Origin of the sequence: Ornithinimicrobium cavernae, from assembly GCF_003121625.1 — a bacterium.
In the GTDB taxonomy this organism is placed as follows: domain Bacteria; phylum Actinomycetota; class Actinomycetes; order Actinomycetales; family Dermatophilaceae; genus Ornithinicoccus; species Ornithinicoccus cavernae.
The window spans coordinates 1-13,590 of record NZ_QDDJ01000013.1; the positions used below are offsets into that span (position 1 = coordinate 1).

A 13,590-nucleotide genomic window follows, 5' to 3' on the forward strand; every position below is an offset into this window, starting at 1 on the left:
TGGGACCAGATCACCCTCACCCACACCCCCCAGAACGGGCGCCGCACCTACCACCCCGACCCCCACACCACCCGCGCCGAACACGACCGCCACCACGCGTCCAGCACGACCGACGACACCGACAGCACCGACACGGCGACCGCGACCACGATGAGCAACGGCACCGGCGGCACGACCGCCACACCCAGCAGCGACGGCCCGACCACCCCCTGGACACACGACCCCGACGCCCCACCACCGTTCTGATGGCTGCGCGGGGCGCAGGAGCGCGTCGTAGATCTCCTCGAAGGCGTCTACCCGTGCGAACCGTGCGCCCGGTGCTCAGCGTGGTTGGCCAGGGCCGGCTCGTCCCCCTCCTCCACCACGACGAACTGGCCCATCATTCCCCGGTCCTCATGGCTCAGCAGATGGCAGTGATACATGTACGGCATCGTCGGGTCGGCATAGTCGGTGAAGGTCATGAGCAACCGATAGGTCACGCCGTCCTCGGCCAGGATCGTGTCCTTCAGTCCCGACAGCTCCGGGGGCGGCTCGCGACCGTCGACCGACAGGACCCGGAACTGGACATCGTGCACATGGAACGAGTGCACCTCGCCGCCGGTATTGACAACCTCCCACACCTCGGTGTCCCCGAGGGTGACGACCTCGTCAGCATGCTCCATCCGCATCTGCGCACCGTTGATGCTGCGACCGCTGAGCCGGAACTCCCGGGTGCGGTCGACGGCGTCCGGGGCGCCCGCGTGCTCCACGATGCCTGGTGCGAGCTCCTCCGGCACGTCCGGCGAGTCCGCCAACTGGTCGGCAGCCCGCAGCTGCAACACGTCAAAGCGGTCCTCGCCCCCGTTGAAACGCTCGTTGATGAAGTTCTGCCCCAGGTCGGGGTCGACGCTCCGCAGCACCCGGGTCTCCCCCGGCTCGAGTCGCACCAGCACCTCAGCCCGCTCACCGGGCGACAGACGCACGCTGGTCGTCTCGTGCGGCTCGGGCAGGAGTCCGCCGTCGCTGGCGATCTGCACCAGGGGCGATCCGTCGTCGAGGGAGAACTCATAGACCCGCATCGGGGACCCATTGAGCAACCGCAGCCGGACCAACTCGGTCCGTACCTCCGCATACGGCCCCTCGATCCCGTTCACCAGGACCCGCTCCCCAAACTCCTTGTCGGTGTCAACCTGTCCCCGCTTGCTCGTGGGGTCGGTGACGATGATCGGGAGGTCGTCGACGCCGTACTCCGACGGGAGCTCCACGGACTGCGCCGGGTCGTCCAGGATGAACATGCCAGCCAGGCCGCGGCTCACGTGGTCCTGGGTCTCGCCGTGGGGGTGCGGGTGATACCAGAGCGTGGCCGCGGGCTGGTCGATCGTCCACGTCGGCTCCCACGTCTCCCCCGGGTCAACGTCCTGGTGCGGACCACCGTCCATCGCCGCCGGCAGGTGCATGCCGTGCCAGTGGACGGTGGTGGTCTCCGACAGCTCGTTGTGGAACCTGACCAGGACCTCCTCGCCACGCTCCGCCCGCAGCGTCGGCCCGAGGTAGTCGCCGTTGAAACCCCACGTCTCGACGGTGCCCTCGCCCAGGTCGTGGCTCCCCTGCTGCGCGGTCAGGTCGAAGACGGTCCGGCCCTGTTCGTCGGTCGTCGACTCGGCCAGGGGAGGGACGGTCAGCTCGGCGTCGAACGCGACGTCACCCACGGTGTCGGTCGGGCTGAACGCGAGCCACACCGCGCCGAGCAGACCGGCGACCAGCAGGTTCACGCCGCCGACGCCCACGGCAACGACACGGACAAAGATCGAGAGGAAGCTGCGGCTGCGCCGGCGGGACATGGTGACTCCTGGGTGGACGAGAACGTGTTCCCTTCCACGATGGAGCTGCTCGTATGCCGAATGGCCGGGTCTGCGGGTCCGCTCAGGGTCCCTCTCAGGGACCGATCAGGGAGCTCCCCCAGTCCCACGAGGCCAGTGCCGCCCGCACCGACCCCATCCCCTCGCCGGTCCTCACGAACTCGGGTGTACTCGTGGCCGCCCGCCGCGGCAGCGTCGCCGACTGGCTGGCCGCTCCCGGGAATGCCGGCCCGGCCGGATGCGTTGAGCCGGGCCCGGCCCGAGGACCCCCTCGGCCCGTGGACCACGCCCCGACCCGAGGAGCCGCATGTCCGCCCAGTCCATCCCCGTGCCCGTCGAGTCCCTGCCATCCCTCCACGACCAGCACGAGCGTCTGGTCAGCCTCGGCCTCGAGGTGCCCGACCTGCCGGCGGACCTGACCGGAGACCTGCTCGTCCTGCATCCGCGACACACTCCTGCCGCGCTGCTCGCGCCGCTGCTGCGCCTGGGGGACCACGCTGGCTTCGTGGTCGAGGACCTGACCGACCTGGCCGAGTTCGTCCCGGCACCAGGGGTCGAGGTTCCGGAAGCTGACCTGTATGCCGTGACGGCCCCGGAGCGCGGCGACGAGTACGCGAACCTCAGCCCGGACGAGGTCGCCCCACAGATCCGGGCCAGGGACCGGGACCTCATGACGGTCAGTGAGGGCCTGGCCTGGGCCCTGCAGGTGCCCGCGGTCATCGAGCGCAACCACTGCTTCATGACCACCGGCTCCCGCAAGCCGGCCGCGCGCCCCGGCAAGCTCGACGCCCGGGTCCCGGCGCTGTGGATCAGCAACGGCACCGGGCGCGACGGCGCGGCCCGCAGGAACGCCCCGAAGGTCGGGTGGTGCTGGGCCGGCAACCGGCACACCTGGCTGGGCATCGCCTCGGTCGGTGCACGCAACACCTGACCTGTCATCGGCGTGGCGCCAGCTCATCGTCGCGGCGTCAACTCATCGGCGCGGCGTCAACTCATCGGCGCGGCGTCAGCGCAGGGAATCCACCAGGGCGTCGAAGCGGTTCAACACCTCGGCCTTCTGCGGCTCGGGGAGCCAGCTGGCCACGAACGAGGCCCGCGCCATCTCGGTGAGCCGCTGAACTGGCACCCCGGCCTCGGCCAGGATGCCGTACTCGGCCAGCACGGTGGTGGGGAACATGCCCGGGTCATCGCTGCACGGGAACACGTTCAGCCCGGCCTCGAGCATCGCCAGGATGGATGCCCTGCGCCACGGACGCCACGACCTCCGCGAGGTGGTGGAGGCCACCGTGAACGCCACCTGCTCCTCACGCATCCGCGCCACGACCGCGTCGTCCTCAAGCACGAAGTAGCCGTGATCGAGGCGGTCACACCCGAGCACGTCCAGGCAGGTGACGGCGTTGCGCGCCGCGGGGACGTGCTCGGAGGTGTGCGCGGTGCGCCCCAGTCCGGCCTGCCCGGCGAGCCGGTAGGCGTCGGCGAAACGCTCCGGCGGCCCCGCGGTCTCCAGGTTGTCGAGGCCGATGCCGGCCACGTACTCGTGCGGGTGCGCTGTCACCGTGCGCACCCACTCCAGGGCCTCCTCCCCCGTGCCGCTGCGGTCGATGGCGGCCAGCAGCCGGCCGGTCATCCCGAAGTCCCGCTCGGCCAGCCGGATCCCCTCGGCGTGCGCCTCCACCCAGCGTGCATACCCCAGGTGGGCCAGGTGCTCGGGGACCATGTCGAAGGAGACCTCCAGGTGCCAGGTGCCCGCAGCGTGCGCTGCCTGGAATGCCTCGTAGGTGATCCGAGTCAGGTCATCCGCGTCCCGCAGCACCTCCCGCACCCACTCCGAGACCTGGAACAGCGAGTAGGAAGTCTCCGGTTCGTCGGCCGACCTGCCCTGGGGCATCGGGATCCGCGTGCTGCGATACAGCTCGGGGTCCGGCGGGCGGGAGTTGATCGAGGCAAAGATCGTCTCGGGCGCCTCCGGCAGGTCGAGCTGCTCGCGGCGTGCCAGCTCGGCGAACGTGTCCGCCCGCACCGTGCCCAGCAGGTGGCAGTGCAGGTCTGCCTTGGGCAGGGCGGTCAGGAAGGGGGTGAGCTCGTCAGCCATGCTCAGCCACCGACCACCTCTCGTGCGAACCGCTCGACCCACTCGGTCCGGTTCGGCACGATCTCGGTCGGGTCGAGCGTGGCGTAGCCCGCGCCGGTCGGGTCGGCCGCGACATCACCGACGACCGCGGTGAGTTCCTCGGGCAGCTCCACGGCCAGGTTCACCGGCAGGTCGCCGACCAGCTCGGCCGAGGCCTGCTGGGCCTCCACGGAGAGCAGATAGTCGATGAACTGGTGCGCGCCGTCCTCGTTCGGTGCACCGACCGGGACCATCGCCCGGTTGGTGGCCATGAAGCGGCCCTCGGCCGGCGGCGTCCAGGCGATCGGCTCGCCGGCGGCGATCAGGTCGGTGGCGAAACCGTTCAGCGCCACGCCACCGACCACCTCGCCCTGGGTGAGCAGGTTCGTGAACTCGGTGGTCGAGGAGTAGAACTGCAGCACGTTGGGGGCCCACTGCGCCATGGTGGTGAAGGCGGTGTCCACGTCGTAGGGGCCGGAGCCATAGGTCGCGGCGACGCCGGAGACGGTCAGCTGACCTGCGGTGACGGCGATGTCCGGCAGCGCGACGCGCCCGCTGTGGGCCGGGTCGGCATACAGCTCCCAGGACGCGGCCTCCTCGGCGGTCAGCTCGTCGGTGTTGTAGAGCACGCCGTTGAGCTGGTAGCTGTAGGCGGGGCCCGAGTAGGCCTCGTCGATCGCGAAGTCGGCGATGTCACCGAGCGCGGGCACGTCCTCGGCGGTGACCTCCTGGAACAGCTCCTCCTCGTCGGCGATGCCGGCGTAGGTGTCCGAGATGAGCATCACGTCGATGCCGGAGTCCTCGCCCTCCAGCTTCAGCCGCGAGAGCCGGTCCGCGTTGGAGCCGGTGTCCAGCTCGACCGTGATGCCGGTGGCCTCCGTGAACGGGTCCACAACGGCCTCGGTGAACTCCTCCACCCCGAACGGGAAGGTGGACACCACGAGGGTGTCGGAGCTGCCAGCCTCCTCACCGCCGCCAGAGCCGCACGCGGCCAGGGAGACGGCCGTGGTCGCGGCCAGAGCGATCGACAGAGAGCGGCGGTGGCGGTGCAGGGTGGACATCAGGTGGTCCTTTCGAGGGGGTTGGGCAGGGTCAGGACTTCAGGGGAAGGCGCACCAGGTGCGCCTCGGGGGCCTGGACGCTCACCCGGTCACCGGCGCGCAGGTCGGGTGCCCCGGCCGCGCGGGTGTCGGAGAGCAGGCGCACCGTCTCGCCGCCTGGCGTGGCGGCCTCGACGGTGATCAGGACGTCCACACCCCGGTAGGCGACGTCGAGGACGGTCGCGGCCAGGGACAGTGCCCCGGTGGTGTCGGTCTGCGGGGCCTCGGTGGTGACGACCAGGTGCTCGGGTCGCACCGTCAGCTCGGCACCGTGCCCGTCGGGGATGAAGTTCTCATAGCCCAGGAACTCCGCCACGAAGTGGTTGGCCGGGGCCGCGAAGACCTCGTGCGGGGCCCCCTGCTGCTGGATCCGACCATCCTTCATCAGCACCATCTGGTCGCTCATCTCCAGCGCCTCGTCCTGGTCGTGGGTCACCAGCACCACGCTCAGGCCGGTCTCGGACTGGATACGACGGATCTCGCTGCGCATCTGCAGGCGCAGGCGCGCGTCCAGGTTGGACAGTGGCTCGTCGAGCAGCAGCAGGTCAGGGCGGATCGCGATCGCGCGGGCGACCGCCACCCGCTGCTGCTGACCTCCGGAGAGCTGCTTGGGGCGGCTGCCGGCCAGGTGGCCCAGGCCCACCATCTCCAGGGCCTCGGTCACCCGGCGGGTCCGCTCGGCGCTCTCGACCTTGCGCAGCTTGAGGCCGTAGGCCACGTTGTCGGCCACGCTCATGTGCGGGAACAGGGCATAGGACTGAAAGACCATGCCCAGGTTGCGCTTCTCCGGCGGGATCCGGGTGCTGTCCCTGCCGCGGATGGTGATGGTGCCGCTGGTCGGCGTCAGGTAACCCGCGAGCATCCGCAGGCTGGTGGTCTTGCCGCACCCGCTGGGACCCAGGAGCGTGGTCAGTTTGCCGTCGGGGATGTCCAGGTCGATGGCGTCGACGGCGGTGAAGTCGCCGAACTTCTGGGTCACGGCCCGGAACTGGGCGGCCGGCGTCCCGGTCTGGGTGGTGCTCGCGCTCATGCGTTGATTCCTCCGAAGATCTTGGCGAACCCCACGGTGCGCTCGGCGATGATGGCGATCACCACGGTGCCGGCGAGGATGAGCACCGACGTGGACGCCACGATCGGGGTGTAGTTCTGCTGGACGTAGTCGAGCATCGTCACGGGCAGAGTCCGGAAGTCACGGCTCTGCAGCAGCAGCGACAGGGGCACGTTGTTGAACGAGGTGATGAAGCTGAGCAGCCCTGCGGAGAACAGCCCGGGGCGCAGCAGGGGCAGCGTCACCGTGAAGAAGGTGCGCAGCGGGGAGGCGCCCAGACCGCGGGCCGCGTCCTCCACGGCCGGGTCCATCAGCGCCAGCGAGGCTCCGGTGACGCGCACGGCATACGGGAACATCAGCACGGTGTGCCCGATCAGCAGGGTGGACAGGTTGTCCAGGTCGAGCCCGATCATGAACTGCTGGTAGAGCGCCAGGCCGACCACGAGCTCGGGCACGATCAGCGGGGAGAGGAACAGGCCCTCCAGCAGGGAGCGGCCCGGCAGCCGGCCACGATGGATCGCCAGCGCCACCGGCACCCCCAGCAGCAGCGCGAAGACCGCCGACAGCACCGCCAGCTGCAGGCTGGAGACGAGCGAGGTCATGAACGGCTTGTAGGCCAGGGCCTCGGAGAACCAGCGCAGCGACCACCCCTCGGGCGGGAAGCGCAGCGTGGACCCGGACGTGAAGGCCGTGATCACGATGAACACCAGCGGCACGATCATCACCACGTAGCCGAGCACCGCGAGCGAGGCCACGACCGGTCGACGACTCCTCATTCCACCCTCGCCTTCCGCCCGATCAGGCTGGAGATCGCGGAGACGGCAAAGACGAGCACCGTCATCACCATGGCGATCGAGCTGGCCGCGGCCCAGTCGATCGTGGTGCTGGAGTAGGTATAGAGCTGCGTGGACAGCATCCGCTGTCGGGAGCCGCCCAGCAGGTAGGGCGTGGTGTAGGCGGTGACCGACCCGGCGAACACGAGTGTGGCCGCCACGACCACACCCGGCCAGGACAACGGCACCACGATGGTCCAGAAGGTGCGGGCCCGCCCGGCCCCCAGGCCGCGGGCGGCGTCATCGAGGGAGGCGTCCACCTGGGCCAGCGCGGAGTAGCACGCGACGATCGCCAGGGGCAGGAACAGCTGCAGCAGGCCGAGCACGATCGCCAGCGGTGTGTAGAGCAGCTGCGGCGCCTCGCTGACCACGCCGAGCGCGACCAGGGCCTGGGCCAGCGCGCCCTGCGACCCCAGCACTACCAACCACCCGAAGGTGCGCACGACGCTGGAGAGCAGCAGCGGGAAGATCGCGATGGCTAGCAGCACCCCGGACCAGCGGGAGCTGGACCGGGCCAGCAGGTAGGCCGTCGGGAAGCCGAGCACCACGCACGCGATCGTGACGATCAGTCCCAGGCCGAGGGTGCGGCCGATGATCGCCAGGTCGTAGGGGTCGGTCAGCATCTGGGCGAGCCGGGCGAAGACCTCGGCCGCGGCAGTGTCGGGCGGGGCGAACACCATGATCACCGACGGGATCAGGAAGCCCGCCAGGAGCAGCACGAGGCCGGGGACCAGCAGCCACGCTAGCCGTCGTCCTCGCATCGTGTCCTCGCTGCACTCTGGTCCATGGGTGGTCTTGGTCGCAGATGAAACCGGTCCCACAACCGGTTTCATTCAATGGGATACTAAACCAGACGCCGGGGTGCGGGCGTCTCGCCCGTCTCATCGTGAGGAGAACGACCAGTGGCCACCCTGTCCGATGTCGCTGCGCGTGCGGGAGTCTCGAAGTCGACGGCGTCCCGGGCCCTGAGCACGCCGGCGCTGGTGGCACCCGCCACGGTCGAGCGGGTGCTCGAGGCGACCGTCGAGCTGGGGTTCGTGCCCAACCGGGCCGCGCGGGGGCTGGCTCGGGGCCGCTCCGGCATCGTCGCCCTGGTGGTGCCGACCCTGTCCAACGCGTTCTTCACACCCATCATCGGTGGATCCCAGGACCGTGCGGCGGAGGACGACCTGCAGCTGACCGTGGCGGTCAATGCCCTGGAGTCGAGCGAGGACCTGCGGCGCTTCGAGCGGCTGGCGCGCGAGGTGGACGGCATGCTGATCGTGGCCCCGCGCGCGGCGGACGCCACCATCGCGCACCTGGCCGGCCTCAAGCCCACCATCCTGGTCGATCGGGAGCTGGACGGGGTGGACTCGGTCACGGCGGACACCGCCTCGGCCTTCGCCCGCCTGGTCCACGCGCTGGTCGGGGAGGGGCACACCCGCCTGATCTACATCGGTGGCCCGGACCGGACCTGGCAGAACACCCAACGGGAGCAGGCCGTCGCCGCGGCAGCTGGGCGCAGCCAGGTCGAGCTGGAGGTGCTCGGGCCCTTGCTGCCCACCTTCGAGGCGGGGGCCGGGGTGACCGAGGAGGTGCTCGCCCTCGAGGCCTCGGTGGTGCTGCCCTATGCCACCGACCTGGGGCTTGGGCTCCTGCTGAATCTGCATCGTGCGGGGCGAGCCTCCTGGCGACTGGACCCGGACGACGAGGGCCGCCTGGCGGTGGTCGGTGTTCCCGGCGCACCGATGGTCGATGTCGATGGAGTGGCCCTGGGAAGACGTGCGATGTCACGCCTGGCCGCCCTGATCAACGGTCTGGGCGGCGGCCCGCGAGCGGAGCGGCTGCCGGTGCCGGTGAGCTGGCCACAGCCCTGACCGGCGCTGGCGCACGCCGCCCCGCCGTCGGGAATGTCAGCGCAGCAGCAGGCTGACGACTGCCGCGAGGATGTGGAAGCCGAACGCCAGGACGCTGTGGCCGGTCACGGTTCGACGCATCCGCTGACTGAGGACCTGCGCGTCGCTCCCGGCGAACCCTCGATGAGCGCCCGGGGGTACCAGGCGCGCAGCACCAGGGCTGCCCCCACACCGACCACCGCCCCCGCGGCCATCACGACATCGCTGCGCCGGCCCTCCTCCAGCCAGCCCCCCGGCATACTCACCGTCTGTTGCTCGTCTGGGTCGAGGCGATGGTCGCCGAGCCGACCACCCGCGTGCCGTCATAGAGCACCACGGACTGCCCGGGTGCCACCCCACGGATGCGGCGCGTCAGCCGGACCTGGACGTCGTCGCCCTCGGCCCACGCGGTCGCCGGGATCTCCTCGCCGTGGGCGCGGACCTGCGCGCCCACCGACACGACGCCCTCCGGGGCAGGGCCGCACCAGCGGGCGTGGTCGCCGGTGATCTCGTCCACGCCGAGCAGCTCCGCGGTGCCCACCACGACCGTGTTGGTCTGCGGCCGGGTCTCCACGACATACCGGGGCGCGCCGTCCTCGGCCGGCACCCGCAGGCCCAGACCTTTGCGCTGTCCGACGGTGAAGCCGAAGGAGCCGCCGTGCTCCCCCAGCACCGTGCCGTCGGTGTCCACGATCTCGCCCGGCTGCTCGCCGAGACGCCTGGCCAGCCAACCGCGGGTGTCGCCGTCGGCGATGAAGCAGATGTCGTGGCTGTCCGGCTTCTTCGCGACCGAGAAGCCGCGCGCGGCAGCCTCCTCGCGGATCTGGGGTTTGGTGGTGTCGCCCAGCGGGAAGAAGGACCGCTCCAGCTGCTCGGCGTCGAGGACTCCGAGCACGTAGGACTGGTCCTTGGCCATGTCGACCGCCCGGTGCAGCTCACGCCGCACCCCGGTGCCCTCGGGCACCTCCACGATCTGTGCGTAGTGGCCCGTCGCCACCGCGTCGAAGCCCAGCGCCAGCGCCTTGTCGAGCAGCGCGGCGAACTTGATCTTCTCGTTGCAGCGGAGGCACGGGTTGGGGGTGCGCCCGGCCGCGTACTCGGCGACGAAGTCCTCGACGACGTCCTCCTTGAACCGCTGCGCCATGTCCCAGACATAGAACGGGATCCCCAGACGGTCCGCGACGCGGCGGGCGTCACCGGCGTCCTCGATGGTGCAGCAGCCACGGGCGCTCTCCCGCAGCGTGGCGGCCGACTGGCTGAGGGCCAGGTGCACCCCGACCACCTCGTGGCCGGCGTCGAGCATGCGTGCAGCGGCCACCGCCGAGTCCACCCCGCCGCTCATCGCGGCGACGACCCGCATCAGGCCCTCCTGGTCGCGCCCCGGGCCCGGCGCGCGCGGTCGACGGCGCCGGGCAGCGCCGCGAGGAAGGCGTCCACATCGGCGTCGGTGGAGGTGCGGCCCAGCGTGAGCCGCAGCGAACCGCGGGCGTCGGTCTCCTCGACCCCCATCGCGAGCAGCACGTGGCTGGGCTGGGGCACACCGGCCTGGCAGGCCGAGCCGGTCGAGCACTGCACGCCGGCGGCGTCGAGCAGGTAGAGCAGGGAGTCGCCGTCGCACCCCGGCACGCGCAGGTGGGCGTTGGCGGGCAGCCGCCGTATGCCGTCACCCGGCTCCCACGGACCGCTCACCTCGATCGTGGGGTCCAGCGCGAGGGCACCCTGGATCAGCCGGTCACGCAGCTGGATCATCGTCTTGGCGCTGAGCTCCTGCTCGGCGACGGCCAGGCGGACCGCGACCGCCAGGCCCGCGATCGCAGGGGTGTCGAGGGTGCCGCTGCGGAGCTGACGCTCCTGACCGCCACCGTGGGTCAGCGGGACCGGGCTCTGGTCCCGCCCCGCGACGAGCAGGCCGACGCCCATGGGCCCGCCGATCTTGTGCCCGGTCAGCGCGACCAGGTCGGCGCCGACGTCGCCGAGCGGCAGCGGGACCTGACCGAGGGCCTGCACGGCATCGGTGTGGAAGGGCACCCCGTGCTCCCGGGACAGGGCCGCGAGCTCGGCGACCGGCTGGACCGTGCCGACCTCGTTGTTGGCCCACATCACGCTCACCAGCGCGGCCCGGTCGGCGTGCTCGTGCAGGGACGCCTCCAGGGCCTCCGGCGCGACCCGGCCCAGGGCGTCCGGCTCGAGCCAGGCGACCTCCGCCTCGTGCTCCAGCACGAGGTGCTCCACGGCGTCCAGGACCGCGTGGTGCTCGATCGAGCTGACGATGAGCAGGTCACGCCCGGTGTCGTTCTCGTAGTTCTGGAACCAGGTGCCCTTGACCGCCATGTTGTCCGACTCGGTGCCGCCGGAGGTGAAGATCACCTCGGAGGGACGGACCCCCAGGTCGCCGGCGATGGACTCACGCGACTCCTCGACGACCCGTCGGGCGTCGCGCCCCGAACCGTGCAGCGAGCTGGCGTTCCCCAGCCTGCCCATCTGCTCCACGACTGCCTCGATGACCTCGGGAAGTGTCGAGGTCGTGGCGGCATGGTCGAGATAGGCGGGGGCATCCAGCACTGACCTATCATCCCACCGGTGCAGGCTCCCCCAAATTTGAGGGAGGTTTGGACCGCCAGATCACCGTTCTTGGGGAGGTTCGGACCGCCAGATCACCGTTCTTGGGGAGGTTCGGACCGCCAGATCACCCTTCTTGGGGAGGTTCGGCCCCGGTGCCCTGTGCACTCTGGCGACCACTCGGCATACGCGCAGCCAGGCCCTGGCGGCATCCACCACGGCGAACCAGGGTCCTCGACGGCCGACCCAGCCCCAACCAGTTCCCTGACCCGGACCCGCAGACAGACCGGCCCCAGAACTCGGGTGAGCTCTGGGGCCGGGCCGGGCCGGGCCGTATGCCGTGTGGCTGGGTCAGCCCTTGCGGGCCTGAATCTCCTGGGTGGCCTGGGGTAGGACCTGGAAGAGGTCGCCGACGATGCCGTAGTCGACGAGTTCGAAGATGGGTGCTTCGGGGTCCTTGTTGATGGCCACGATGGTCTTGGAGGTCTGCATGCCGGCGCGGTGCTGGATGGCTCCGGAGATGCCGGCGGCGATGTAGAGCTGGGGGGAGACCTGCACACCGGTCTGGCCGACCTGGTTGGCGTGCGGGTACCAGCCGGCATCGACCGCGGCCCGGGACGCGCCGACCGCGGCACCGAGGGCGTCGGCGAACGCCTCGACCGGGCCGAAGTCACCGCCGGTGCCCCGCCCACCGGAGACCACGATCGCGGCCTCGGTCAGCTGCGGCCGACCCGAGGCCGCCTTCTCCTTGCGCTCCACGATCTTGGCCGCGGTGGCCTGCTCCGACAACGGCACGGTGAGCGTCTCCTGCGCCGCGGCGGCCGGGGCCTCCACCACCGGGATCGAGTTCGGCTTGACCGTCACGATCGGGGACCCCTTGGTCACCGAGGTGGTCACCGTGTAGCTGCCCGCGAACACCGACTGCACCGTGCGCACCCCGCCACCCTCACCGGGCTGGACGTCCACCGCGTCGGTGACCAGACCGGACTCGGTCTTGATCGCCAACCGGGCCGCGATCTCCTTGCCCTCCGGGGAGGAGGGCAACAGCACCGCCGCGGGACTGACCTGACCCACCAGGTGGGCCAGGACCTCAGCGGTCGGGGCGACCAGGTGATCGACCACCGCCGGGTCATCCACCCGGTACACCTTCACCGCGCCATGCTGCGCCAACGCAGCCTGCGCGGTCTCGAACCCGGCCCCGACGAACACCGCGGACGGCTCACCCAGACGGGCCGCCGCGGTCAACAGCTCAGCCGTGGTCTTGCGGACGGTCCCGTCGACGTGGTCGACCAGAACAAGCACTTCAGCCATGATGTCTCTCCTTCTTCTCTGGTCGGACTCAGACGAACTTACGGGAGGCCAGGAACTGCGCCAGGGCCTGACCGCCCTGCCCCTCATCGGTCACGACCTCACCCGCCGCCCGCGGCGGACGCGCCTGCACACCCTCCACGGTCGTCCACGCCGCCGCCAACCCCACCAGCGAGGCATCCACCCCCAGGTCACCCAGACCCCAGGTCTGCACCGGCTTCTTCTTCGCCGCCATGATCCCCTTGAACGAGGGATACCGCGGCTCGTTGATCTGGTCGGTCACCGACACCACCGCCGGCAACGACGCCTCGATCGTCTCCGAGGCCGTGTCACCATCGCGCCGGATCCGCGCGACCCCACCCTCCACGGTCAGCTCCGAGGCAAACGTCACCTGCGGCAACCCCAACCGCTCGGCCAGCATCGCCGGCACCACACTCATCGCCCCATCGGTCGAGGCCAGACCCGTGATCACCAGATCCACCGGCCCCACCTTCCTGATCGCCTCGGCCAGCACCAACGACGTCGCCACCGCATCCGAACCAGCGATCGCCTCATCCAGCACATGCACACCCTTGTCGGCGCCCATCTGCAGACCCTTCTTGATCGCGTCCGCCGCGTCCTCCGGCCCCATCGTCAACACCGTCACCTCACCACCCTCCCCAGCCTCGTTCAACGCCAGAGCCGCCTCAACGGCATACTCATCCAGCTCCGAGAGCAGACCATCCACGGCCTCCCGGTCCGTAGTGAAATCCGACTCGAACGACCGGTCGGACTGCGCGTCCGGCACGTACTTGACACACACGACGATGTTCACGTCTCGATCCTCATCGTTGGGGGCGGGTGGTTACCTGGTGGTCATCTTTGCACTGCCCCGAGGGGCTGCACCAAACCGGGGGTCAGGTCAGCGCGCGGCAACGTGC

General features: G+C 70.5%; 14 protein-coding genes. 3 read left to right on the forward strand and 11 right to left on the reverse strand.

Going from position 1 to position 13,590, the window contains the following annotated elements; translation table 11 throughout:
* A partial coding sequence (locus tag DA085_RS21185; RefSeq protein ID WP_202619263.1) for a hypothetical protein occupies positions 1-246 on the forward strand: 246 nt, incomplete at its 5' end.
* A gap of 47 nt (positions 247-293) precedes the next feature.
* Here DA085_RS21185 and DA085_RS14900 read toward each other — a convergent pair.
* The gene (locus DA085_RS14900; protein ID WP_109473779.1) at positions 294-1,820 is read right to left on the reverse strand and encodes a multicopper oxidase family protein; all 1,527 of its coding nucleotides are present in this window, start codon (positions 1,818-1,820) and stop codon (positions 294-296) included.
* A 325-nt stretch (positions 1,821-2,145) separates the two neighbouring features.
* On the opposite strand from DA085_RS14900, the gene DA085_RS14905 reads away from it, so the two are divergent.
* The gene (locus tag DA085_RS14905; protein WP_109473780.1) at positions 2,146-2,769 is read left to right on the forward strand and encodes a DUF5701 family protein; all 624 of its coding nucleotides are present in this window, start codon (positions 2,146-2,148) and stop codon (positions 2,767-2,769) included.
* 75 nt (positions 2,770-2,844) lie between these two features.
* Here DA085_RS14905 and DA085_RS14910 read toward each other — a convergent pair whose 3' ends face one another.
* From DA085_RS14910 to DA085_RS14930, 5 genes are read right to left on the reverse strand one after another with little or no spacing between them, the layout of a single operon-like run.
* Complete coding sequence (locus DA085_RS14910; RefSeq protein ID WP_237565549.1) at positions 2,845-3,930, reverse strand: adenosine deaminase family protein; 1,086 nt, start codon at positions 3,928-3,930, stop codon at positions 2,845-2,847.
* A gap of 2 nt (positions 3,931-3,932) precedes the next feature.
* Positions 3,933-5,009 (reverse strand): ABC transporter substrate-binding protein, encoded by a 1,077-nt coding sequence (locus tag DA085_RS14915; protein ID WP_109473781.1) that lies wholly within the window; start codon positions 5,007-5,009, stop codon positions 3,933-3,935.
* A 31-nt stretch (positions 5,010-5,040) separates the two neighbouring features.
* A complete protein-coding gene (locus tag DA085_RS14920) occupies positions 5,041-6,078 on the reverse strand; it encodes an ABC transporter ATP-binding protein (RefSeq protein ID WP_109473782.1) in 1,038 nt (345 codons plus the stop codon).
* Positions 6,075-6,872 carry an ABC transporter permease gene (locus tag DA085_RS14925; RefSeq protein ID WP_109473783.1) on the reverse strand — a complete coding sequence of 266 codons (798 nt, stop codon included), beginning with the start codon at positions 6,870-6,872 and terminating at the stop codon, positions 6,075-6,077. Before DA085_RS14925 ends, DA085_RS14920 begins: the two co-directional genes overlap by 4 nt.
* Complete coding sequence (locus DA085_RS14930; RefSeq protein ID WP_109473784.1) at positions 6,869-7,690, reverse strand: ABC transporter permease; 822 nt, start codon at positions 7,688-7,690, stop codon at positions 6,869-6,871. Before DA085_RS14930 ends, DA085_RS14925 begins: the two co-directional genes overlap by 4 nt.
* Positions 7,691-7,831: 141 nt before the next feature.
* Between DA085_RS14930 and DA085_RS14935 the strand changes: the two genes are divergently transcribed.
* Positions 7,832-8,785, forward strand: a complete 954-nt coding sequence (locus DA085_RS14935; RefSeq protein WP_109473785.1) for a LacI family DNA-binding transcriptional regulator — start codon at positions 7,832-7,834, stop codon at positions 8,783-8,785.
* A 104-nt stretch (positions 8,786-8,889) separates the two neighbouring features.
* On the opposite strand, the gene DA085_RS21030 is transcribed toward DA085_RS14935, so the two are convergent.
* The 5 genes from DA085_RS21030 to DA085_RS14955 all read right to left on the reverse strand — a co-directional run bounded on the left by DA085_RS21030 (position 8,890) and on the right by DA085_RS14955 (position 13,484).
* A complete protein-coding gene (locus DA085_RS21030; protein WP_154402217.1) occupies positions 8,890-9,069 on the reverse strand; it encodes a hypothetical protein in 180 nt (59 codons plus the stop codon).
* Positions 9,066-10,163, reverse strand: a complete 1,098-nt coding sequence (gene mnmA / locus DA085_RS14940; RefSeq protein ID WP_109473786.1) for a tRNA 2-thiouridine(34) synthase MnmA — start codon at positions 10,161-10,163, stop codon at positions 9,066-9,068. Before mnmA ends, DA085_RS21030 begins: the two co-directional genes overlap by 4 nt.
* On the reverse strand, positions 10,163-11,365 hold the full coding sequence (locus DA085_RS14945) for a cysteine desulfurase family protein (RefSeq protein WP_419866515.1): 1,203 nt from the start codon (positions 11,363-11,365) through the stop codon (positions 10,163-10,165). Before DA085_RS14945 ends, mnmA begins: the two co-directional genes overlap by 1 nt.
* Positions 11,366-11,713: 348 nt before the next feature.
* Positions 11,714-12,673, reverse strand: a complete 960-nt coding sequence (locus DA085_RS14950; protein ID WP_109473787.1) for an electron transfer flavoprotein subunit alpha/FixB family protein — start codon at positions 12,671-12,673, stop codon at positions 11,714-11,716.
* 28 nt (positions 12,674-12,701) lie between these two features.
* The gene (locus tag DA085_RS14955) at positions 12,702-13,484 is read right to left on the reverse strand and encodes an electron transfer flavoprotein subunit beta/FixA family protein (protein WP_109473788.1); all 783 of its coding nucleotides are present in this window, start codon (positions 13,482-13,484) and stop codon (positions 12,702-12,704) included.
* Between the last annotated feature and the right edge of the window lie 106 nt (positions 13,485-13,590).